This is a genomic window from Butyrivibrio sp. WCD3002, assembly GCF_000424265.1.
In the GTDB taxonomy this organism is placed as follows: Bacteria; Bacillota; Clostridia; order Lachnospirales; family Lachnospiraceae; genus Butyrivibrio.
The window spans coordinates 344,648-369,797 of the sequence record NZ_AUJO01000002.1 but is presented as its reverse complement, the minus strand read 5'-3'; the positions used below and the strand labels follow the sequence as shown (position 1 = coordinate 369,797).

17 protein-coding genes are annotated in these 25,150 nt (G+C 42.4%); all 17 read left to right on the top strand.

Features of this window, described 5'->3' with window-relative positions:
- Nucleotides 1–110: 110 nt before the first annotated feature.
- The 17 genes from G608_RS0104955 (at nucleotide 111) to G608_RS0104870 (ending at nucleotide 25,120) form a co-directional block, all read left to right on the top strand.
- Entirely contained in the window at nucleotides 111–713 is a 603-nt protein-coding gene (locus G608_RS0104955) for a hypothetical protein (protein WP_026495109.1), read from the top strand.
- A gap of 24 nt (nucleotides 714–737) precedes the next feature.
- Nucleotides 738–1,025 (top strand): STAS domain-containing protein, encoded by a 288-nt coding sequence (locus G608_RS19915; protein WP_051208843.1) that lies wholly within the window; start codon nucleotides 738–740, stop codon nucleotides 1,023–1,025.
- 26 nt (nucleotides 1,026–1,051) lie between these two features.
- On the top strand, nucleotides 1,052–2,101 hold the full coding sequence (locus tag G608_RS0104945) for a CPBP family intramembrane glutamic endopeptidase (protein ID WP_026495108.1): 1,050 nt from the start codon (nucleotides 1,052–1,054) through the stop codon (nucleotides 2,099–2,101).
- Complete coding sequence (locus G608_RS19910) at nucleotides 2,082–4,397, top strand: type IV secretory system conjugative DNA transfer family protein (protein WP_081677302.1); 2,316 nt, start codon at nucleotides 2,082–2,084, stop codon at nucleotides 4,395–4,397. Before G608_RS0104945 ends, G608_RS19910 begins: the two co-directional genes overlap by 20 nt.
- Before the next feature lie 20 nt (nucleotides 4,398–4,417).
- On the top strand, nucleotides 4,418–6,451 hold the full coding sequence (locus G608_RS0104935) for a hypothetical protein (RefSeq protein ID WP_026495107.1): 2,034 nt from the start codon (nucleotides 4,418–4,420) through the stop codon (nucleotides 6,449–6,451).
- A 4-nt stretch (nucleotides 6,452–6,455) separates the two neighbouring features.
- A complete protein-coding gene (locus G608_RS0104930; RefSeq protein WP_155833216.1) occupies nucleotides 6,456–7,961 on the top strand; it encodes an Mbov_0396 family ICE element transmembrane protein in 1,506 nt (501 codons plus the stop codon).
- Nucleotides 7,958–9,862, top strand: coding sequence for an Mbov_0396 family ICE element transmembrane protein (locus G608_RS0104925; protein WP_026495105.1), 1,905 nt, complete (start codon nucleotides 7,958–7,960; stop codon nucleotides 9,860–9,862). Before G608_RS0104930 ends, G608_RS0104925 begins: the two co-directional genes overlap by 4 nt.
- 18 nt (nucleotides 9,863–9,880) lie before the next feature.
- Entirely contained in the window at nucleotides 9,881–12,589 is a 2,709-nt protein-coding gene (locus tag G608_RS0104920) for a VirB4 family type IV secretion system protein (protein ID WP_026495104.1), read from the top strand.
- 60 nt (nucleotides 12,590–12,649) lie between these two features.
- Nucleotides 12,650–13,486 carry a transporter substrate-binding domain-containing protein gene (locus tag G608_RS0104915; protein ID WP_026495103.1) on the top strand — a complete coding sequence of 279 codons (837 nt, stop codon included), beginning with the start codon at nucleotides 12,650–12,652 and terminating at the stop codon, nucleotides 13,484–13,486.
- A 10-nt stretch (nucleotides 13,487–13,496) separates the two neighbouring features.
- Nucleotides 13,497–13,778 (top strand): hypothetical protein, encoded by a 282-nt coding sequence (locus tag G608_RS0104910; protein WP_026495102.1) that lies wholly within the window; start codon nucleotides 13,497–13,499, stop codon nucleotides 13,776–13,778.
- A complete protein-coding gene (locus tag G608_RS0104905; RefSeq protein WP_026495101.1) occupies nucleotides 13,778–15,004 on the top strand; it encodes a hypothetical protein in 1,227 nt (408 codons plus the stop codon). The genes G608_RS0104910 and G608_RS0104905 overlap by 1 nt, the downstream gene beginning before the upstream one ends.
- Before the next feature lie 108 nt (nucleotides 15,005–15,112).
- On the top strand, nucleotides 15,113–15,496 hold the full coding sequence (locus G608_RS19905; protein WP_242829337.1) for an Mbov_0395 family pilin-like conjugal transfer protein: 384 nt from the start codon (nucleotides 15,113–15,115) through the stop codon (nucleotides 15,494–15,496).
- Nucleotides 15,497–15,516: 20 nt separating this feature from the next.
- The gene (locus G608_RS0104895) at nucleotides 15,517–18,081 is read left to right on the top strand and encodes an MMCAP2_0566 family conjugal transfer protein (RefSeq protein ID WP_026495100.1); all 2,565 of its coding nucleotides are present in this window, start codon (nucleotides 15,517–15,519) and stop codon (nucleotides 18,079–18,081) included.
- A 29-nt stretch (nucleotides 18,082–18,110) separates the two neighbouring features.
- Entirely contained in the window at nucleotides 18,111–18,350 is a 240-nt protein-coding gene (locus tag G608_RS0104890; protein WP_026495099.1) for a hypothetical protein, read from the top strand.
- Between the two features lie 101 nt (nucleotides 18,351–18,451).
- Entirely contained in the window at nucleotides 18,452–19,369 is a 918-nt protein-coding gene (locus tag G608_RS0104885) for a hypothetical protein (protein ID WP_207637679.1), read from the top strand.
- Between the two features lie 136 nt (nucleotides 19,370–19,505).
- Entirely contained in the window at nucleotides 19,506–20,033 is a 528-nt protein-coding gene (locus G608_RS0104880; protein ID WP_026495097.1) for an RNA polymerase sigma factor, read from the top strand.
- A gap of 68 nt (nucleotides 20,034–20,101) precedes the next feature.
- The gene (locus tag G608_RS0104870; protein WP_026495096.1) at nucleotides 20,102–25,120 is read left to right on the top strand and encodes a hypothetical protein; all 5,019 of its coding nucleotides are present in this window, start codon (nucleotides 20,102–20,104) and stop codon (nucleotides 25,118–25,120) included.
- The last annotated feature ends 30 nt before the right edge of the window (nucleotides 25,121–25,150 follow it).

The following is a 25,150-nucleotide window of genomic DNA, read 5'->3' as shown; positions in this document are numbered from 1 at the left end:
ACAGCGTGGGTTTTTCCATGCAAAAGCATATAAATATACAAGAAGAATTTTTTTCAGGGTAAAAATCCCCTGTGAGTTGAGGTTTTAGCCTTATAAAAGGAGGCAGAATTATGACACCGGAAATGGATGGAGCTATTCAGGGATTTATATCAACCTTTGCAAATTTAGATTTTCATGGAGCACCGACATACTGTGTACTGCTTGCTATAGCATTGTTTGTATGTCTTGAAGGAATAAAACTTTACAAAATGATTTTGTATGCCGGAGCTTTTGTTTTTGGATTCAGATATGCCAAAGAATTATTGTGGGCAAGAATCCCCAATGATGAAATGCTTCTTATGATAGAAGTTGCAGCGGGACTTTTGCTGGCGGTTCTGGCATGGAGAATATATCTTGCAGGAGTCGCAATGCTGACATTTCAGTTTGCAAGAGAAAATCTTAAGGATTTTTTCAGTGGCCCCTATGCAGTACTTATTTGTTTTGCAGTAAGTGTGCTTGTAGCACTTATTTCAATGAAGCTAAACCGCGCGGTGATAGTTATTCTGACAGCCGTAGTCGGAGGCTTTGCAGCAGTTAATTTTTTTGTGGATCTTATAGCAGTATTTCCTGTGGATCTTAGCAGTTTTCCGGCAAAGGCCAGTCCAATTTGGCTCTTTGCAAAGGTTTTCCTTTCTGCAGCCGGAGTGGGAATACAGGATGTAAGAGAACCATAATCTTAATACACCAGGAGGATAGATATGGAAGCAGTATTTAAAGCACCGGAGAGAGTTGATAGCACAAACGCAGCAACAGTTCAGGAGGAATTATTTAAGTTCCTCGATGAAGAGCTTGAAAAGGGGGCAGATGCAATAGCAATAGATATGTCCGAAACAGGATATCTGAGTTCAGCAGGACTCAGAGTCATGTCTTCTACATATAAGAAGCTTAAGGCAGAAGGAGTGTCATTTGTCCTTAGAGACGTGACCGATGGAGTAAGAGACCTTTTGGATGTTACCGGTCTTTCCGGTTACCTTCCTATGGAATGAGTTTCAGAATTTCTATGGAGTGAGTTTTGAGTAAAAAGAAGTACAAGATTTTCGACTGGGTGCCATATCTTTTTGGAAATGAAGTTCCGGATGGGGATCAGACGGAAGAAATCGAAAAAGAAGATGCGGATACAGAGAAAGAAGAAAAAAACAATAAATCAAAAAAGAAAAAGAGACGAGCGGAGATCAATGATGAAAATCCGGTAAGCTTCAGAACAGTGACTGAGCCTCTTACCGTTCAGCAGATAGTCTACTTTATTGTAAGGGATTTACTGTATGCGATCGGGCCAATGCTTTCCTATATATGGATAGCGATGCTGTGTATCGTTATAGGATATCCGCTTTCAGGTATGACAAGATATGGCTTCGAAGTGTATCTGGCTGAGAGGTCCAATCTGATGATAGCCATAGCGGTTATCATTACGCTGAGATATCTCTACAAAAAGTCCAAGAAAAGAGGAAGTGTATTTTTTGAGGATGCATCTCTTTACAGGAAAGATATCGATTGGAAAAAACTTTTAATGGCTTTTGTCTTCGGAGCAGGATGTGCACTTTTCTTATCATCAGCACTTACACTTGTTCCCAAGGTTTGGGTTTTTGCCACCTACAATACCAAGGCAACGGCGGTTTATCAGAGATACGACATTCTGCTTACTATAATCGAAAGCGCATTTCTGACACCCCTTGTTGAGGAGATCATTTTCAGAGGCTACATGCTGAACCGTCTTCTTAAAAGATGGAACGATCTTCCGGCACTGATAGTTACAACCCTTGTCTTTTCGGTAATGCATGGAAGCAGCATCTGGATCATATATGCCTTTGTGATGGGACTTATCATAGGCGTTGTATCCATGAGAGAAGGCAACATACTTTACGGAATATTTATTCATGCAGGTTTTAACCTGCCTTCAGTAATTCAGTGGTTTATTTATTTTGTACATCCTGAATTACAGAGCACACAGGCAATAACAGAAATATTTGAGACAGTACTCCTCGGAGTATTTGGACTTATCGCAGCGATTGCGGTTTATCTTTTCTACAATGTGAGGGTGAAGGATGGAATTTCCACAAATTGACTTAAAAAAAATTCTCATAAATATCGGGGTGGCGATCCTCGCTATCTTTGTGCTTGGCGCCATGACAGGAGTAATCCTTGCGAGTCTGAACGACTGGAGTGCCATGGGCTCATTTGAGGTTGTAATAACGCCCCAGTCTCTGTTTGGTAAGGAGCAGATGTTCTATGGTATTGTGGAGTTTGGTTTGCTTGGAGGAATGTACGTAGTTTATAAGCTTTCACTTACCTACAATTCACAGACAAGACTTTTAAAAGGAAAAAATGCAGGCCCTGATCGAATAGAAGGTTCACTGGAGAATTCCAGATGGATGAACGAGAAGGAAAGAAATGAGCTTTTCCCTCACAAGACCTTCCACAAGCTCTCTGAGCTTAAGAAGGATGGTATTCCTCTTTATGCGGTTTATAACCCCAGAAAGAGAGATATGGATATTAACATCATCAGCCCCGCACACGGAATTATCATCGGTGCCACCGGTTCAGGTAAAACGACCACCTTCGTTAACCCTGTAATCCAGGTACTGGGACATAGTGCTGCGGGTTCTTCCATGATTTGTACTGACCCTAAGGGTGAGCTTTTCCAGATGCACAGTAAGCTCCTTAACGAGCGAGGATACAACTGTATGGTACTGGATCTTCGTGATCCCTACAGCTCATTCAGATGGAATCCTTTGGGAGATATTTACGATAACTTCCAGAGATATTGCAATCTTGGAAGCGAGATTTTGGAGCACACAGACAGTATTTCAGAGTATCCCGACTTAAAGCGTATGCATTCTGATGAAGCTTTTGAAGAGGCAGAAGACTGGTATGAGTGGGATGGCTGTGCATGGGCTGTCGGAATGGATCTGATCAACAAGATCCGTATGGAAAAACAGAAGATTTACGATGAATGTTACGAGGATCTGAATGACCTTGTTTCAGTTATCTGTCCTATAGAAAATGAGAAGGATCCTGTCTGGGAGAAAGGTGCAAGATCCATTATCATGGCGGTATGTCTTGCGATGCTTGAGGATAGTGCAGATCCCAAGCTTGAGATGACCAAAGACAAGTTCTGTTTCTACAATGTAAATAAGGCAATCAGTAATTCAGAGAACGAGTATGCAGCTCTTAAGGATTACTTCCAGGGAAGAGACAAGCTTTCCAAGGCAGCAGGTCTTTCCAAGCAGGTACTTGGTGCAGCTGATCAGACACTTGCTTCCTATATGAGTATCGCGCTGGATAAGCTTTCAATGTTTAACGATGAAGGTCTTTGCGCACTTACAAGTGCTACGGATATCAAACCCTCAACCTTTGCGGATCAGCCTACGGCTCTTTTCCTTAAGATCCCGGATGAGAAGGATACAAGACATGCTCTTGCAGCTGTATTTATCCTTTGTATTTACAAAGCGCTCATCAAGGTTGCATCAGCTACTGAAGAGCTTTCACTTCCAAGAAACGTATTCTTCATTCTCGATGAGTTTGGTAATATGCCCAGGATTGAGAAGTTCGACAAGATGATCACCGTAGGTCGTTCACGTAAGATCTGGTTTGAGATGATCGTTCAGTCCTTTGCTCAGCTCAAGAACGTATATGGTGAGACCATAGCGGATATCGTTAAAGGTAACTGCGGTATCAAGCTTTTCATTGGTTCAAATGATATACCTACCTGTGAAGAATTCTCCAAGATGTGCGGTAACATGACAGTCCGTACAACAAGTACTTCATCGGGAATCATGGATAAAACCAACAATATAAACGTAAGCTCACAGACACAGGTAAGACCTCTTATTTATCCTTCTGAGCTTACAAGACTTAACAACGCAAAGTCCACGGGTAATTCAATTGTTGTTACTTTCAATAATTTCCCGTTGATGACAAAGTTCACACCCAGCTACAAATGTCCGCTGTACGAATTTGGTCAGATGGATCTGACAGAGGTCAGAAACAATTTCTTCTTTGGAGATGATATTTACTATGATCTGGATGAGAGAAATTACATCGTTCTCGATATGCCGGATGAAGAAAATTCAGAAGAGTCAGATGATGATGACTATGATGATGACGGAGAAGGAAGAGACGAGAGAGACTTTGATGACGAGGAATACTCTGAAGATGACGAGGATTCTGAGGAATATGAAGACTCTGATGAGGATGAGTATTCGGAGGATGATGAGGATTCCGAGGATGATGAGTACTCAGATGATGAAGAAGAGCCTGAGGAAGATGAAGACCTCAGTGATGAAGAAGATTCTGAGGAAGATGAAGAATCAGAAGACGAAGACTTGAAAGATGATTCAGAAGAATCGGGGAATGTATGAAGAAACGGAAGTGTGAAAAAATGAAAGTTTTTAAGAAAACTGCATTAGTAGCATGCACAGCAATGGCAGCTATGCTGATACCGGGGATAACAGCATCGGCTACTACCGAAGAAGGACTATACAGCACCTTCTATTCAATTTATGGGGATGGAGCATCAAATGTTGCCAATACCGTGAATAACCTTGCATCGGAATATAACCTTCAGGAATATGTTCCGGATATTACATCAGGATCGGAATCAGCAGGATCAACCGGATCCTCCAGTGGCGGCGCTGCCATCAATGGAAGACCGGTAATTACATATTATCCAATAGGTCACGAGGCAACTGTTCCGGTGACGCCGCAAGCAGGTGGAAGCAGCGGATATCCTACGGGCTCTGCCAGCATGGAAGTGGACGGAGATTCCTATTCGGTGCAGATATCCAACGGTCAGATCCAGCTTACCACTGATGACAACACCTATGCGCAGGCAATGCCTACTTCGGGATCAGTTGGTTTTGATACCAATTATGAATATGTGACCATCACCATCTATGATACCAATTTCACCATGGAGATTGATGGCAATACCGCAACAGGTGCATTGGTAAGACCTGCTACAACAGCACTTCAGGGATCTGCAAGCAATACACAAAAGACATTTGTTAAGGATATCGGACCTCTCGAGTCCGATCCCATAGGTCCAAGAGTCAACACCGTTTCACTTAGTGAGACATATCATGAGAATTACAAGGTATATGAAGAAAGGCTTGATGATGTGTATGCGATCTATACCAATATACCTGCAGGCACCATCACAAATAAACCTGTAATTTTCGACATACCATCCGGTGTTGTTTTAAGACTTACCAAGGATGGAAAAGAGATTGGTTACAAGAATAAGTCCAAGCTTAGCAGCGAAGGAACCTACGTGGCATACTTTTACGTTGCAAGTGACAGCATAGAGCAGCTTCCTGCATGGGCTCAGACCCTTGACAGAGCAATGTTCACCTTCAGAATACAGCTGACAGCTCTTGATGGTTCAAGTCTTGAAGTTCCGGAAACCTCAGAGCTTGAATCCTTCGCAGATGTTGTTAACGAAGGAGAGCAGCCCCAGACAGAAGGAGAGCCTGCAGAGCAGACTGGGGAAGAGGTTACAGAAGAGCCTGCAACCGAAGAGGCTACCGAACCTGCGGAGGAACCTGTAGAGGAACCCGCGGAAGAACCAGTGGCAGAGCCTGCAGCTGAAGGAATTGAACCTAATTCCGGCGGAATCTACACAGAATATGATCCGTCAACAGGATACTATAAAAATACTTTGATGACGGGCGATGTTTTCTACTCAAGTATCCCTAACGGAATGATCACCAACGGTTCAGCGCTGTTTAACACAGCTGAAAACATCAGATATGAACTTTATAAAGACGGCGAACTCATAGATTATACGGCCGGCGAGCACATAACGGATGCCGGAGATTACATGATGGTTCCTGTGATAGATAACCTTGACTATGAAGGCTTCTACAGAACAGAGCGTCCGTCCATAAGATTCCATATTCTGACAGGCGCTACCAATAAGATGGCAGTTGTTTCAGTTCCTTTTGGACAAACAATAGATGCAGTCAGATTTAATGGTGAAGAAATCACAGAAAACGCAAAGATTTCGGACGGAGTCGTAAGTCTCCCTGAAGACGGAATCTATGAAGTTGACTTTATCGGAGAAGCAGGAAGCGTTACGACAGAGATTTATCGCGACTGCACTCCTCCGATTTTGAAGGTTGATACACAGCCCAATCTGGCAGCCATTACTTATATGTCAGATGATATCGCAGCTGCTGTTCTTAAGAGAGGTGAGGAGATCATCTCAGAAGACCAGCTTCCCACAAGGGTTACTCAGGCGGGCAGATATCAGCTTACAGTTACTGACAGAGCAGGCAACACAACAGATGTGAACTTCTCGGTTCAGTACAGAATCAATGTTTACGCAATACTGGCTATCGTAATGATCATAGCCATTATCGGAGCAGTAGTTATATTTTTACGTCGAGTTAAGACAAAAGTGAGGGTACGTTAGTTTTATGACACCGGTTAGACTTAGTTTCCTATCAGTATTAGAAGACTTGCTGGCAGATATCTTTAATGAGATATTGATGCCTGTCCTTATGATCGCATTTGATTTCCTTTGGGATTTGACAACGGGACTGATCAGGGCAGCCTTATATGATCTGTTCTGGAAAATTTATACTCTTTTGCTAAAAGTTCTTCTGATATTCGAGAGAATATTTGACGTCTTTTCCTGCAATACCGGTGTCTATAAGATGGTTAACGGTCATATGGAAGCTACATCAGGATTTGTTGATGTAACTAAGAATTATTCACTTTTAGATGTTCTGATGTCCAGTGACCTGGTTGTATCAGCAACCCTTGGAATGACAGCAGGAGCTTTTGTACTTTGCTTCATCGTTACTCTTTTCTCAGTAGTAAAGTCCATGGGAGAGGGTATAGGCGAGCTGAAAAGGCCCGTGAGTCATGTCCTTAGACAGACTTTCAGAGCCTGCCTCACATTCCTGTTTATTCCTATAGTATGTATCCTTGTTGTCAGACTCAGCGGACTTGTTATCTCGTCCGTCGCGGTATATATGCCAAACAGCATCAATGGATCTGAGGGAAGAATGGCATCAAGCCTCGTATCTGAAGCGCTTTCCAATAATTCTGCCAAACCTCAGCGAGGATCAAAGCAGTCCCAGATAGAAAAAGCTATTGCTGCGGCCAAGGCAGCAACGCCCAATGCGGATACCCGAGCCTGCGATCTTATCTTTTATCTGAGTATAAAGGATGCCCTCAGAAATAAGGATAATGCGCAGTACTACCTAAGCGGTCAGCATTTCCAGAATTCTATCGTGGCAAGGCAGGATATCGATACGTCGAGAATAGACTGGCTGTATGCATTTTTCGAAGTGCTATTGGTTATCATTATTTTCATGAAATTGATCGTGGAGGCTATGACCAGAATATTTATGATTCTTATTCTGTTTGTAGTAAGTCCGTATTTTGTGGCGCTGATACCACTTGATGACGGTGCCAAGTTCAAGAAGTGGAAGGAGATGTTCACAGGTTTTACTATCAGTGTATTTGGACCTGTTCTTTCCATGAAGCTGTACCTTGTACTGCTTCCTTACGTAGTAACATCAAGTTCGTTAGTTCTTGGCTTTGAGGTGGGAAATTACGCTAAATGGAGCTCAAAAATAGATTCATTCATGCTTGATACTGACATACAGTATGTCGGAACAACGACTGCTTTGTTCAGATTATTCTTCATCGCAGCAGGCGCCTATGCGGTTTATAAGAGTCAGAATCTCATGCTTGATATCATCAATCCTGAGGTTTCAAGATTTCTGCATGGCTCAAGCGGTGCTGTAGATTCGGCAATTATGGGCGCAGCTAAGCAGGTAAAAGGCTATGCTGACAAAGGTCTTAAGGTTCTTAATCAGACCCTTAATGGCGGTGATGGCAAAGACGGCGGCGGCAGCGGCAGCGGTGGCAGCGGCGGCGGAGATAATATTGGCGGAGGTGGTGCGACATGAATACACCTGTGCAGTTAGGATGGATACAAAGTGCCATCAACTATGTGTTTGATAAAGTTTTAAATCCTATATTCTCGTGGATATCCGGTCTTTTATCGGATAGTTTGAAATGGCTGTTCAATAGCGTACTTGGTGATCTTCTTCAGTCATTTTTAGAGACGTGTGTTCACCTTGCGGCACGTCTTTTCTGGAGAATATTTGGAAGGATTTTCTACAGAATAGAATGTGGTCTTCTGTCCATAGTTGATATGATGCAGAATATTTTTAATGTTCTTGCGGGAACGGCTCCCGTGGAAGATACCCAGGAGGGTATAAGAGGATCGCTTCTGTCTGTTATAGCAAGAAAGCCCTTCATAGTACAAACTATGCTTCTGATAATAGCAGTGGCCTTTGTCCTTGTTTTTGTATTTGCAATAATCGGTACTCTTAAATCTGTTGCAGATATGGGAGCGCCCGGATCAAAATCCGTGGGACATGTTCTCAGGCAGACAGGACAGGCACTCCTTCGTATGATAATGGCACCGGTACTTGGACTTTTCCTTATAGTATTGGCAGATTCTGTGATGATGAGTATTACAAATGCCATGACTGTAGATCAGCATGTTACCATAGCCAGAACCTTGTTTGTAATATCTTCGTTGGATGCGGTAGATGATACCTTTGGCTCAGAGGATCAGGATGGTAAGAAGTACACTGGTTCTGCGGTGGAGGGATACAACTATTCCACAAGACCTGAATACCTGGCAAGTCATCCGGGAGCGGCATCTGACTATGGACTTATGGATAAGTTCAGGCGCCCTTTCTATAACGGCACCAGGGACTATAGTAAAGCGGCTGATGTGGATGATGTCTTTGATATGACGAGATTGGATTTCATGATAGGTATAGGTGGAGCAATTCTCTTCATGTTTATTTTGGGAACGGCACTGTTTGTTTTTGTAAGCAGGTTGTTCGATGTATTGGTCCTCCTTTTGATAGAACCATTCTTTATAGCCACGATGCCTCTGGATGATGGTGAGCATTTCAAAAAATGGGAAGATCTGTTTATAGGTAAGCTCTTCTCAGGCTATGGAATGGTAGTAGCGATGTATTTATATTTGCTGATTTCATCAATGGTATTTGCAGGAGATATATCTTTTACACCAAGAAATGGTATAGGAGATATCATGATGGATATGCTTATGAAGCTGATCCTTCTGGTGGGCGGCGCAGCTACAGTAATGACGGCAGGACCTCTTGTCACATCAGTTCTTAGCAGTGCTGCAGCAATGCAGGAAGGTGGAGCTGCAGGAGCCGGTATGGCATTTACAGGCAAGCTGATGGATCTGGCTTCAAAGCCGATACAGTATGGTCTGGGCGCTGCCGGTGGTAAAGTAGCCGAGGTTGCGGTAGAAGAGATAGGCAAGATTGCAAGAGGCGATGTGAGATTCAGAAGCCTTAAGCCTGAAGCGCCGTCAACCGGCGGAGGCGATGGCAAAAATGATAATCCGGGAGTTCCAAGTAATGGAATCAATCCGGAGACCTCCTATGGTTCCTTTGATTTCAAGGGAACAAGGAACAGACAAGAGGTTATGGATATCAATGCCAAGCCTGCAGGCAAGGGCGTAGAAATCGAGATGCAGGATTTCTCAGCCGGTGAAGGAACAAAGATGCAGGAAATGCAGGAAATGGTGGAAATGCAGGACCTCTCGGACGGAAATGATACCGGTTCGAATGCCTTTAGAGGAAGATATGATATTAATGCACAGAAATCGTCAGGCAAGCAGGAAATCGAGATGCAGGATCTGTCAGTTAAGAATAGTAATGATATGAAAAATCTACTGGATGGTGACGATGAGCTGAATTTCCTTAGTGGTTCCGGCAGTATCAATGATGATGACGATGATGATGACATATTATAAGGATGAAGGAAGACACTGATGAGAGTTATTCCAAAGAAAACGAACGTAAGACTTGAACTATTTCCCGGACTGGAGGTAGTGGATGTAGCCGTTGGCGCCATAGGCGCTGCGCTGACGGTTATGCTCCTTATGGCAAATGTCAAATGGCATTTTGCATTTGCTTTTTTGGTTGCTGCCATTACAGGAGCCCTGATCATACCAATCGATGATGATAAGGGCTATCTGATGATCATCTATTTCCTCAGATATATAGGAAGACCAAAGCACTTTAAAAAGAGAGGTGCAGGTGTAGATGCAACAGATGGAAAGCTTTCAGTGGAGGATATTACAGCTTTTACGGGGGTAAGCGGCAACTACATAGAGTACGGTTCTGAGTACTATGCCACGGTTGTGAGCATCCCTTCCGTAGAATTCCGTTTCTATACAGAGACCAGGCAGAACGCCATGATAGATAAGGTCTTTGGTGGAGTACTCAGAACGGCTGTTGATGAGGAACAGATACTTCTGGTAAAACTTGACAGACCCTTAGTATACGACGATTGCATCAAAAATGAGGAGGAGAAGCTCTCTGAACTTGAAGAAGCATATATGAACGGACTCCTGTCCAATGAAGAGCTGACAGTAAGAGTAGGAATAGTTCATGACAGAATAGAACAGCTTAAGACCATGAACTACAAAAACCGAATCTATCAGCCCTTCCACTATGTTGTTTTTATACACAAAGACAAAGCTCTTATAACAAGTCAGGCTAAGAACTGTGCAGAGCAGTTCAGGCAGAATAACATCGAAGCTAAAATGCTTGATGAAAAAGAGCTTGTTATTTTCCTGAAATACAATTACGGAATGACCTTTGATGAGAGAGAAGCATATTCTCTGGAGCCTTCGCAGTACATGGACTGGATACTGCCTGACAAGATCAAATTCACAACCCGTCAGGTTTGGTATGACGATCTTATCACTCATCAGTTCAGACTTCGCGATTATCCCGTGGTTGTAGGTAATGCGTGGGCAGCTTCCATGTACAATCAGGTAGGAACCAAGATTGTCATGAGAATGACACCCATTGAGAGAGGCAAAGCCATAAGGCAGATTGACAGATCCCTTGAGGAACTTCGAAGCCAGCACAATGAGACCGGCAGAGCTTCCAAAATCATCGACCTGAACACTCAGATACAGGCTCTTGCCAATGTATTAAGGCTCCTTCAGGGCGAGAATGAAATGCTGTTCAATGTGAATACATTCATTCAGATAAATGACTACAAGCTCTCGGAAGCCACAAAGAGTGGTGTAAAGATGGCAGGAACAGATATCAATGCCTATAAGCGTGAGGTCAGAAGACAGCTTGCAGAAGAGAGCTTCAAAGTAACAGATATGTTCATGCAGCAGTTTGAGGGATATGTATCTGCTTCCTTTGGCGGATATGATGCTTTTGCAAAATATGAGAGAGGAATTCATTCAAGCTCAATTGCAGCAGCTTTTCCCTTTGTATTTAAGAGCCTCAATGATGAGAACGGTCTGTATATAGGTGATTCGGCAGGCGTTCCCGTATTTATTGATTTCTTTAAGAGAGACTCAGAGAGAGTTAACTCCAACACCGTAATAATCGGTAAATCCGGATCCGGTAAGTCCTATGCCACCAAGTCAATTCTGGCACAGCTTGCCGCAGAGAACTCCAAAATATTCATTCTCGATCCCGAGAATGAGTATACCAAGATGGCAAAGGGGCTTAACGGTAAGGTTATCGATGTTGGTATCGCATCCCAGGGACGACTTAATCCTTTCCACATAATCACATCTTTGTCGGATGATGAGGAGGGCGAAGATAGCTTTGGTAACGAGAGTGCAGTCAGCTATGCAACACACTTGCAGTTCCTTGAGGAGTTCTACAGACAGATACTTCCCGGAATCAGCAACGACGCACTTGAGCAGCTGAACAACGTCACAACCCAGATGTATGAGGAAAAGGGTATCGATGAGTATACCGACCTATCGAAGTTAAAGCCGGAAGACTATCCTACATTTGATGATCTGTATGACAAGATCCTCAATGACTATCAGATGACTAAGGGTGACTACTCCAAGAATAACCTGCGAGTACTCACTAACTATATTAGTAAGTTTGCTACAGGCGGCCGTGATTCACAGCTCTGGAACGGACCTGCTTCCATCAATACAGATGAGAACTTCGTGGTATTCGACTTCCAGGCACTGCTTGCCAATAAGAACGGAACAGTTGCCAATGCCCAGATGCTTCTGGTACTAAAATGGCTCGATAATGAGATCATCAAAAACAGAGAGTACAACATGGCCTACGGTGCGAACCGCAAAATCGTGGTAGTAATCGATGAGGCACACGTATTCATTGATGATAAGTATCCTATAGCTTTGGATTTCATGTTCCAGCTGGCTAAGCGTATCCGTAAGTACAACGGTATGCAGATCGTAATCACACAGAATATCAAGGACTTTGTGGGAACAGAGGAACTCGCAAGAAAGTCAACGGCTATCATAAATGCCAGCCAGTACAGCTTTATCTTCCCGCTGGCACCTAATGATATGACCGATCTCGTTAAGCTCTATGAAAATGCAGGAGCCATCAACGAGAGCGAGCAGGATGACATTATAAACAACGGAAGAGGTAGAGCATTTGTAATTACCTCACCTTCCGAGAGAACGAATGTAAATATCGTTGCAGGAGAAGGCATAGAAGATCTCTTTACTATGTAAATCCGATTATGCTGCAGATGGCAGCAATGAACCTATTATTTTAACTGGGAGGGAATAACAGTGGCTAACAATGAAAAAAAGGAAGACAGGGTTCCGGGAATTACACTAAATAACCTGTTTTCGGGGAAAAGAATGATTATCATACCGGTGGCCGTATTCGTGATCATTATATTGGTGGTCATTATCGCAGGACTGTTTTCAGGCGGGAAAAAGGCAGGAAGCACGGTATCTCCGGGAGTCCTCACTGCGGCTGTTGTAAAGGGTGATGACAGGTTTGCATACCCGGGAGAGAGCGGCGAACTCGCAGGAATAGAGCCTTCGCTGGCAGCTGCGCTTGCAGAGACTGAGGGACTCAGCCTTAAGATAATCGAGGCAGAGACAGCAGACGAAGCATTATCATTCCTTGATACCAAGGCTGCAGATGTGGCATTTGGAAGAATAACCACAGATATGGGTCTTAACGGCTATATCACATCTTCAGATTATGGCAGAAGCGGTCTGTTCCTTGTGACATCAATTCATGACTACACAGATTCACTGGCCTTTATGACAGGCTATTCCGTGGGAGTTCTGAATAATGTTAAGGCAGCGTCCATGAGCATACCCGGATATGATTACATCACACCCAAGGATTACGACAATGCAGTTGCTCTTGGAGAAGATATCAGAGATAGAATTGTCAACATGGGAATAGTCGGTGAAAGAGATGCGATAGGTCTTGTAAAGAGCTTCCCTACAGCGCTTCAGACACAGGAAATCTCAGACAGTCCAATGGAGCATTACGTAGCAGTATTTCCTGCAGGACAGGGCGTGCATGCTACTGTTATGAATGCTGTTATAAGCAGCTATGCAGCTGAAAGTATCACCGGAGAAAGTGAAGAAGGTTCAAGTAATTAAGGAGCAAATTATGGCTTATTTTGACAGTGCAAAAAATAAAGCTATCTGGCAGAAGAGACTGGCTGTTCTGGAAGCAGAGCGGGACAGAAGAAAAAGAGAAGGCTATAAACCTGAGCCCAAACGCGGCAGGACCGGAGAAAAGAAAAAGACCATGGCTGCCGGAGTCAGGATTATAAGCTACGAGCAGCTTGTAGAAAAAGAAAAGGCCAGAACCAGGGCAAGAAAAGAGCAGGCAAGAGAGAGGCAGCGTGAGCTGGCGCGACAGAGACAGCGAGATCAGAAGGCTTTGTAATGCATAGACGTGATGGAGAATTAAAGAAAAAAGTTTATAGCGTGATTTCTGTGGTAGTACTTGGGTCTCTGATTCTTGGTGGAAGTGTCCATGCTGCAGAACAGGAGGAATTCCCTGAAGGGATGACCGAAGAAGAAAAGCAGCAGATGCTGGATGAGATGTATGAGGACATAAATTCCGATTCGGATTATGACGAAGAAAATGCCATAGCTCCGGGTGATGCCATGGAAGGTAACGAGGAAGGCAATGATGCAGGTAATGAGGAACTTCCTGATTTCAATTCCATGTCAGATGAAGAGATTGAAGAGACGCTAAGGAAATCCCTACCTACAGAAGAAGAGGCTGCCAAGTTAGCAGAGAGCCTCGGGGAGCAGGTGCAAAAGATTGCCAATTACAGAACGTCCTACGATACCAATAAGAAGTTATACAGATATGTAATCGCAGGAAGTGACGGCATATCCATATCCGTTCCGATAGGAGGCTGGACTGAGTACTCGGTTGTTCTTGTTCCCGATGATGGGATGGTGATCAGCTCCGTAGTAAAAGACGGAACTGATGTGACATATTCTCATGATGCTTCCGGAGGATATCTTTTCAGGGAGCCGGGAGCATATTCTTTTATAGCGCACGGACAGTCATCTGCTGATGGTGTTATATCAGGAAATTTCAGAATTCTAAATCCCACTGTTCCTGTTACAGGATCCTTTATATGGACACCGGAAGGTTACATACTAAAAGAAGCCTTTCATGACGGCACAAAGCAGGCAATAGCAGAGACAAAATATTTTGAGTTCAGGGAAGATGGAGTTTTCGAGCTTGTTTACGAGCCAAAATCCGATCTTAGAAAGATACTCCCTGAATACAGCTTTAAGGTTTCCAGGGATACCACGCCGCCTGTAATAGAATTTGATGGCGATATTCAAAATGGCAGATTTTCCGGAACTGTGACCTACAGCGTCCCTGATCCGCATACCGAGGTTCATATTTATTTTAACGGTCAGGAAGCCGTATCTCCTACTCATGAGCTGGCAGCTGCAGGTAATTATTTTATAACTGCCACGGATCTTTCAGGGAATGTCAGAAGCTATAACTTTACAGTACTTAGAAGTGGAAAGATACCTTGGAAAGCAGTATTTATCGCACTTTTGGCAGCTCTTATCATGGCGCTTTTTGTGGTATTCAACTCCAAGTACAGTATGAAAGTCAAACAGAATTTTGACAGATAAAAATTTTTAAAAAAATTTCTGTTATATGCGTGGTGTTTTTTATTCCCATGCAAATATATATACAAAAGGCAAACACAATTACTTATTTAGCCCTAAGGAGGTAGTATTATGTTACAGACAATATTAGCAAAGATGACAATTATGGCAGCAGACGCATCCACAACAGTGAATGTAGATTTCAGTGGCGTAGCTACACCTATCGTAGAAATGCTCAACAAGATCCTTGCACCCCTTATCATGATAGTTGGTGCTCTTGGAGCAATCTGGTGTGTACTTCTTGGTGTTAAGCTTGCAAAAGCTGATGAGCCTCAGGAGAGAGAGAAGGCAAAGATGGCCCTTAAGAATGCTATTACCGGTTATCTTCTTATCTTCATCCTCGTTGTAGTTCTCAGACTTACAATTGGACCTCTTTACACATGGATGCAGGCAAACAAGACTACACTTACAACAGGCGTTTCATTCGCACAGACAATGATGGCAAGATTCTTCTGATCTGAGGGGTAGACGACTGTATGTACACAAGGAGCTATGTACAACTTGGATGGTTGGCATCGGCGGTTAACTTCGCATACGAACATGCTTTAAAACCGGCTTTCGAATATATATCCGATATTCTTTCAACCATGCTAAAGATATTATTTGAAAATGTACTCCTTCCATTATTGGAGTTACAAAACAAGCTCCTTTTTGAATTCATATTCACGGTATTTAAGAATTTTTTGTACAATTATTTGTACAAAACAATGAGAACTCTGCTGTGGGTACTGGATGCAGTCGAAGAGACCTTCAGACTATTTGGAGGATTAGATCCCGTATATACCAGGGATGCCGGAGGAAGTTTCAGGGAATCAGGATCCTTTTTACTGACCCTTTTCAAGAATAACCTCATCCAAAGTGCACTTCTTGGAATGATAGCGGCAAGCTTCGTTCTTTGTTTCCTGGTAGCGATCATAGCCACTGTTAAAGCGGCAGGTAATCTGGAGATCGACCCCAAAAAACAGCGACCTGTAAATAAGGTTTTAAGACTTACGGCTTCGGCCCTGTTAAAACTCATTCTTGTCCCGGCTATGGCTCTGTTCATGATAATGTTGGGAGATGCAGTTCTTAAGTCTATAGACCTTGCAACTAATCCCAGTCAGTCAAATGTATCGGATATAGTTTTTACCATCGGTACACTTGATGCTGTGAGAGATGATGATGATCACCCGGATGCGGATTATTACAATTCCACTACCAGAGTAGCTGCTCTTTCGGGAGCAAGCCAGAGTCTGATAGACTCAACCAGCGATTTTGGACTTACTGATAAGTACAGGAAAACCTATTATCAGGGAGATACCATGAAAATCGGTTTTGGTCTTACGGAAGGTTCCAAAAAGCGCGATGTACTTTATAAAGTACTTGAGACCTTCGATATCAGAAGAATTGATTATATGATAACCATCGGAGGAGCGCTGCTTTTTATCTACATATTCGGAACCCTGGCAGTAAGTATGGTTTCAAGAGCTTTTGATATAATCATGCTGCTGCTTGTAGAACCCTTTATAGCAGCGACAATACCGCTGGATGAAGGAGCAAAGTTTCAGAAGTGGACAGAGACCTTTATCGGACGACTTGGATCCTGTTACGCAATGGTAGTTGGTGTAAATGTCTATCTGGGAGTAATATCCCTGATTTTCAGTAATAAGATTGCTTTCTTTGGTGAAGGAACAACACCCGGAGTTGTATATCTGGTAAATCTTATATTCACCCTGGTAGGTGCATATACGATTACTAAGGCAGGACCTACGATTACACAAATACTCAGTGATGAAGCTGCCGACAGAGAATTTGAAGGCATATCCGCAGGTCAGACTCTTACACGTGGTGCAATGAACATGGTTTCCTACCCTTACAGGAAACTGGCAGGATTTATGTTCAAAGATTTACGCAGTAGAGCAGCCGGTAGTATTATCGATGCCTACAGCAGTATAAGAAGTGGACGAAATCCCAAACCCGGCGCAGGAGATGCTTATGGCAAGTCACAAGTAACTCCCGCTGGAACAGGTAATACATTTACCGGTAAAAAGAGTGCCGATGGTGTCATTTCCGGAGGCACAGATAATAAAACAAAAACATCACCTGATAATAAGGGTGGTGAGGTTAAAGAACCCAAATCGCCTCAAGCCTTTGATGGCTCCAAGAAAAATGACGGCCTTAAGCTTAATGGTCTTGGAATCAGACCTCCTGAAACCAGCTATCTGAATGCCGGAGATAATTTCAGGGGTAATCAGGAAATCATGCAGCAGTACGTCTACATTGGACAAGAAGAGGAAAAAGAGCGGGAAAAGAATAAAAAGATGGATGAGCTGCTTGGGCAGGAAATTGAGATGCAAACTCTGCTTGCCGCGGAAAGTAGCACAGATATGGATCTTAACGGAGATGGCAAGGTTTCAAAAGCTGCCAATGAAGAAAAAGATCTCAGCATAAAGGATATCGTAGGATCAGACAATATCGAATCCATGAAGGATATTGTTGGACAGGGTAATATCGAATCCATGCATGATATCGTAGGATCGGGCAATATCGAATCCATGCATGATATCGTAGGATCAGGCAATATTGAATCCATGAAGGATATCGTAGAGAATGTTCAAAGTGATGAATTCACGCAGGATGTTGCTCAGAACACCCAGAATAACGAAATCGTAGAGGACATTATCATAAATAACCAGGTGGATGTTGCCACAGGCGAAAAAGATCTCAGCATGAAGGACATCGTTGGAGCAGGAAACATCGAAACCATGCAGGATATCATTGAGAACAATATACAAAATGAATCCATGCAGGACATTATCGAAAATAACCTGAATGATGAATTCATACAGAATGATGTTGGAATAAATAATGATGTCAATGAACAGATATTTAACAACAATCTTGGAAGTGGCTCCTCTAATTTGGCAGGAGATAACAGGCCTTCTATGGATGATGTTCTTGGCGAGAATGTGAGCGGCGAAATACATGAGATACTTGGATCTAAGAGTAACCTCACAACACAGGAGATTGTGAAAAATGAGGATGACGATCCGGGCATTTAATTTAGACGCTTTTGCAGGAGGAAACCCATATGGAATATGTAGAACAGGTTTTATCCAGAGCGGATTTTTCAAAAGAAACCACCCTCATGGCAACGTTAAAGACTCAGCTTTTTCCAAAGGTCAATAAGATAACCTTTGATGAGCTGAAGGAAAAGAACGGATTGGGAAGTAAGGATCATGAAAGAACCAAAGCTGATAAAGGACATCAGAGAGTTCGCGAAGATGTAAAGCAGATCAATCCTCCCAAGAAGAACGGACCGAGGATGTGAAAAAATTAATTGTTTTTTTATTATAATGTGTACGAAATACTATGATATAATGTATGGGAGTTGGAGTTATGGCTGGTCGTGATAAGTCCCCAATGGAATATATGGTAGATTTTTTTGCCGGAATAGCGGGGTATTTTGCAAAGTTAGTTGAAATGGTAGTTGTCGGTGTTGTCAAAAACGAGAAGAAAGAGCAAGGCAAAAGTCTCGTGGATGTCGATGGACAGCAGGTGCCTAAGAAGGTAGCCGACAATATGGCCTACAAGAACATGGATATCCCCAGAAAATGGGCTCGTCAATGGAGTAAGAAGGATCTGGAAAAGTACGAGGCTGACTGGAACAAGCTTACAGAAGAGCAGAAGCAAAAAAGAAGAGACGAGTTCTACGAGAAGAATATCGAGGCAATTAAAGACGCCGCAGAAGAATACAGAAAGCTGACTAACCAACGACTTAAAAATATTGATGTGTACTCTGTTCAGGATAGGAGTAATCAGCCGATATATCTCAGTAGAGTGATGGAGAATATGAAGAAAAATAATCCGGATCTCTATAAGCTGTATCAGCAAAGCCAGCAAAAACAGAACCAGCTTAATCAGAACAATCCGGAGCAGACTAATCCGCAGCAACAGCTCAATCAGAGTCAGCCGGGTCAGGGATTTTCAGGCAGACGTCAGAATCTCGGGACTCAGAATCAGGAGCTGAATGAAGAAGTTAACAACCTTCAAGGTAATAAAAAAGATGACCTTGCAAAGGATGAAATAAAAGAAGATAATATAGAAGTATCTAAGGATCAAACTAAGGGCGATAACCAGATCAGGAATCAAGAACTTGAGAAGGATGAGCAGCTCATTAGGGAACTGGAAGAAGAGGAAAGGAAGGAAAAGCTCAAAGAAAAAGTAGAAGAAGGCGCACAGAAGAGAAAAGAAAATGCAGCTCAGAATATTAGGGGAAAAAGGGAGAGAGAACTTAATAATTCTGATCCGCTTTCTAATAACCAACCGATGGTACCAGGTAATAAATGATTATTACAACCCTACTGGTACTAAATAATTAAATATCAAACCCAATATTACCAAAGTAAATGAATTTACGATACAAAGCAAGTTACTTATTGATTACATAAAGGGATTACCTGAAGATTTAGGAGGCTAGATTCTCGTGAGGGGGAAGGAACAGGAGTCTTTAACAAGCTTTGAAGACGTTTACAAGGATAATTTTAGGTATGTATATAACTTTATATACATGAAAGTGCTACACAAAGAGGCGGCAGAAGATCTTACCAGTGAGACTTTTACAAGTGCTCTAAAGAGCTGGGATAAATATGATCCAGAGATCGCTTCGGTTCGAACTTGGCTATGCTCCATTGCTTTACATGCAGTAGGAATGCAGAATAGAAAAGCTTCGACACAAAGAGAAGTAGCTACGGATACGATTCCGGAGACTCCATCGGAGGACTCTATTGACGTATCCGTATTTGCGATTAATAGAGAAGCAGAAAGAATCCTCTCTAATCTTAATGATGATGAGAGGTATTTGGTGTCTCTAAGATTAAACGCAGAGCTGTCATTTAAGGAAATTGCTCAGGTCCTTGACACTAATGAGAAGGCTGCAGCAGAGCGCTACAGACGAGTTATCATTAAGTGCCGCAAATTTACCGAAGGCAGATCCATGGATGATTTTATATGATAAACATGGAAAAATCGTGTTTGAAGCATATATATTAATAAGCATGGATTTCAGGCACGAGGTAGGTTATGAAAAGATTATCTGAGCAAATCAATTACATAAAGAAAAATCTAGGGCAGGCCAGGAAATTGGGAAAGTCTGCTCTTATTTTATTGCTTTGCGTTACTTTAACTGGCTGCAATAATATTCTTGGCGACGGTGAGGTCAGTATCGTGACCGCACCTCCCATTGTTACGCCCAAGGTAACTGTTGTTGATGGTTACGGACAGGGTGAAAAGAGCCGCTTTGATATCGGCGGAACTGATGCATTTTATCTGCTTCCGGGTATAGAGAATCACCCTGATTATTTCCAGGATTTCATGTGCCTTGATTACACTGAAGACGGTTATTTTGTGTACTATTACTGTGCGCCTGCATATATCACCGATAAGGAGATAGTGGCTCTTAAGGATGGTCAGGAGCATGACAGACCTGAGGGCGATTATCCCGAAATAGACAGATCAAAAGATTCCAAGATAGATGCCATGATTCTTATGGCATATAATCCTGACACGCGGAAATACAAAGTAATTGATGCCCAGGCATACAGCGATAACACTGCTAATTCCGCTACAGGCGGTCAGGCAAATACAGGCGTCGATTTCTACAAATCACCCAATTATGATTTCTATATTCTTTCGCATTGTTATGGATGCAGAGTTGCCGGAACAGGTGAATACTTCATCATGGATCAGGGCGGCTATATAACCGTGTATGATACGAAGTTAAATCAGCTTTCCAAGATAAACTTTGGAAGGGCTTTGGATGTCAAGATAAAGCAGGTTGAAAACCAGTTAAAGGGTAGTTATAAAGGAAAAAACACATCAGACATAGCTTCTGATTTTGGAGATGGCGATGATGGCGACAAGGACGAAATGGAGGATTCCATTAACGAGCTGTCAAATGCTACAGGAGAGACATTCGATAGCGGAAGAACATCCGTGGATAATCTAAAACTTAATTATTTGATAAAATCTGCCGTTATGGATGATAATGGCAAGATTTATATTTCCATGATGATCTATACCGGTGAAAGTCCCTGGGCGACCGATGTTCTGTTTAACAGAGTTTGCTGCCTTACAAGTTATGACCTTACGGGCAATTACGCAAGCTTTGTATCCGAGAACGAGAGCTTCGGCATGCAGGCCGCATTATATCAGGCGTATGCCAAAGATGGTGCAGACTTTGACCAAATAAGGCAGGGGATCGTTGGGGGAAAGTTTGAATATCAGGGAAAGCAGTACAATCAGTATGTACCTGACAGCTTTACTCCTTTTAGCTCAGAAAAAGAAGGTGATTCTGTTTTCCTGACAGGAATTACGGATACAACCTGGGTCAGGCATTTTAGAAACAGACCAATGGCATACAATGACTATGTCTATGAAGTTGTTGGGTTTGCACTGAGACTTCTTGATGAATATATAAAAGGCATTTCATTTGGTCAACGTGTCGCTGAAGTCAGGAAGCTTTTCCGGGATAGTGATATGCTTCCGGCTGTTTACGGATATGAGCGCTACAAAAAAGATATAACTGCAGATCTGCCTATTGGTGAATCTAAATCAAATAACCATCATCAATCACTTTTTATCACCACTGTATTTGAGAATGAGCTCATTTCCAAAGATGGTAAAATTATTGAAAAATACAGAAGTCCAAGACTTTTACCCATCCTTAATCATGAAGATGAAAGTGTAAGGAACTCTATTGTCAAGGAGACTATTTATATTGAACCTTATAGGTACAATCCTGAAATACCGATCTATGATGAAAGCTACAACTATGTAAATGATTCTGAAAAGTCAAAAGCTATAGTAAATAACGCTCTATTGGCAATAAAAGGATATACAAATGATACCGAAGTAAATGTTTTACAGGTAATATATAATTATATAGCAACAGGTGCCGGTTATTCGGGGCTTTTTGATTATATTGGAAATTCCATACCGAATCTTAACGGTTCCGGCAATATTCATAGAGCAATGGGAACGTATGGGATTACCGAAGAAATGCTGTATATGGCAGCTATGGGCCAGGTTCTGGATACTGAAAATCCCGTTAAGACCAAGAATGAAAAACTGACCATAAAGGAAGGTTCTTTCCCTATATCCTATAAAGTAGTATTCCCGAAAGGAAGCTATATTGAAGCGGTAGATATGAATGAGACGGAAGGTTCATCCACATCTTCAATATATGATGGTGTCCTGTTATTTAATGATGATGCTACGGATACTAAAGTGGGACTTAAGTATACTTCCACAATCCGCTATAAAAAGGAGGCGGGAGATGTATTCACTGATTCAGGAGTTCCCGGCTCTGCAATCGATACAGGAACCCTTGATTATATCGATGAAGACACCAAAGTTGAGACATCTATTCTGATGCTTATAACAAATCAGGGCGTAAAATTCTACACACCCATTGTTGTAAAGAACAAAGGAAAAAGTGCAGACGGTACCACAAAGGATATTTACAATTCAGTATACAGTAACGATGCTAACAGATGCGTTTATATAGAAAATGAAAAACTGCTTTCTTCAACCGGATTCACACCCTATACAGAATCAGGAACCCAGGCAGCAGTTTCTGAGCGCATAGATAATGCCGATATATCAGAAGAAAAATATAAGGATGATAATCAGGTTGTAGTGACCCAGAAGGATCTGACACTGAGTCTTAATTCAAGTCGTGTCGGTACTTTGCAGTCATCTTCAAGCTTCACGGCTCTTGGTGATAACAGAGTTCTTATAAGCGCTTATGATTCCGGATTATCACTTCTTAAGCTTAATGTCGGAACTGATAGCAAAGGTAAAAGAACCATAGGATGCGAAGTCTTGAATCTCCACAGCGGTTCATATTATCAGAGTTTCCTTGACAAAAAGTCAGGTGATTATAAGGTTATTGGATTCGATACCGAAGAGTATATGTATGGTTCCATGGATCTTGCAAGAGCGAAGGTATATAACTATGCTTTTGATAAGGCGCAGGATGAGATTTATGATGCAGCGCTTCGCGATTCCTTCGATCAGATGGCAATCGATTATGTTCGTCGTCTTCACAGAACCCGTGTGGATATAGAGGAAGACAGTGAAGGAAACATTACAGCTCAGAAAACAGTAATTCTTTCCTTTAGCGATGACCATTCAGAGGAGGCAGAATCTGAAAGGAAGCTTTTTGCACTGGATGAGAATGCAGCCAGGGCTGAGATGGAGCGCATTATTGTATCCAAGGGAGCTTTACCTACAGATGAGTATTTTGAGTACGTTAAGACTCTGAGAGAAAAGGTTAATGCCCAGCAGCAGGCTCTGAATGAGATATTTGAGCTCACAAGAGCAAATCAGCTTGGTGATACCGACAAAGATCCATACTGGGTAGGACTTAAGGAAAGACTTCAGAACACCACAGAGATGAGTGATCTTAAGGATATACTTGCTGAGATAGTAACTGAAGAAAGCATGGTCAGCAAATTTGCTCCCGATGATGTGGAAATCTATCAGGAATTCAGAAAGACCCTTAATTATAAGGAAGAAGAGCAGAAACAGAACGAAACCCTTGCAGAGACCAAGCTCACAGCACAGGAGCTTGACGAGCTGATAAAGAACAAGAAAACAGCAAAGGACTACGAAGAGCAGTATGATGAGGTTAAGAGAGTAACCGGCGAAGAAGTAAAGGATCCTCTTAATGAAGCACTTAATACAGATGGCATTATGACAGATCCATCGGAGAAGGACATTGATAAGCCTGATAGAATGAGGATAAGAGCTCTTATCATCGAGGATATCGAGAATGAATATTTTGTTCTTCATCCATTAGAACCTGAAAAGATATACGCTCCTGACGGAAGCTATGAAATGGCAGTAAATGCTGAGAAAGAGGATGAGATATTTGAACAGTATTTAACTGATCTGCTTCACCGTATAAATCCCAATAACCTTGCTGCAGCAAGGCAGGCTGTTGCGGAATACTTTGCAGAGCTTAGTTTCAATACGGCAAGAACCTATGAAAATGGCAAGATTACAGATAATCCCCTTAAAGTTTCTGATGAGACCAAGGAGAAGATGAAGAAGGAAATCCTTGATGGAATGGAGAACTGTGAGACCATAGCAGATGTGGAAGAGCTTTTCTTTGGAACACAGGTTAATAACCTGGGTAACCCCTATGGCAGTTACAGAGACAGTTTTTCAAAATGGAAGAAAGATTCAGAAACTCTTACAAGCTCCGAGAAGGCTAAGACCATGAGATCTTCCGGCTGGTATCAGAAGCTGAAAGAAATTCTGCTTTCAGATAAAGAGCTTTCAGCAAAACTGGAGTCCAGGGATCAGAGCTGGGAGGATTATATCCAGTCCATCTACAGCAATAATGTAGGAAATGTTCTTAGAGATGAGCAGACAGGTGAGACTCAGAGCGCATATACAACTGCGGCAGGAAGCTTTGCACAGCTTGTAGAATTCATGTGCGAGAATGCCGGAGAAGTAAATCAGCAGACCAAGATAAATATGGTTGAGGATCTTCTTATAGGCTTTGAATCCATTACTACTGCAGATACAGCAGAAGAGGCTGTTCTTATCGAGATGATGACTCTTCCCGCATATCAGGGATACATGGCTGAATATGAGGCCTTCAACAAGAGAGACTTCACTCAGGGTAATGAGACAGATAACAGTTCTAATGTTGGAAATGGACAGAATCCTGTATCTGTTACAATGTCATCTGAGGGCTCCATCAGAAGAAAAGAACTTGTTGAGCAGGAGTTCTATAAGAAGACCATCGGAAGCCTTAAGGAATCAGAGCTACTTAAGTCCTACCTTGAGTCAAACGATGAGACCTTTGAGGAGTACATGGCATCACTTCCTACACTTGCAAGTGATGAGAATATTACAGATCCTGCAGCAAGCGCTGCTAAGATTTATGAGACATTTGAACCCTATGAACCGATTCCTGAGGATATGATTCCATCAGCATCCACAGGTGATGAAGAAAGACCTGTAGCTTACGGAGAATCATCAGGTAATGCAGAAACACCTGCAGCTAATGGAGAATCTTCGAACTGACAGCACTAATAGTTATGACCGGAGGCCAAT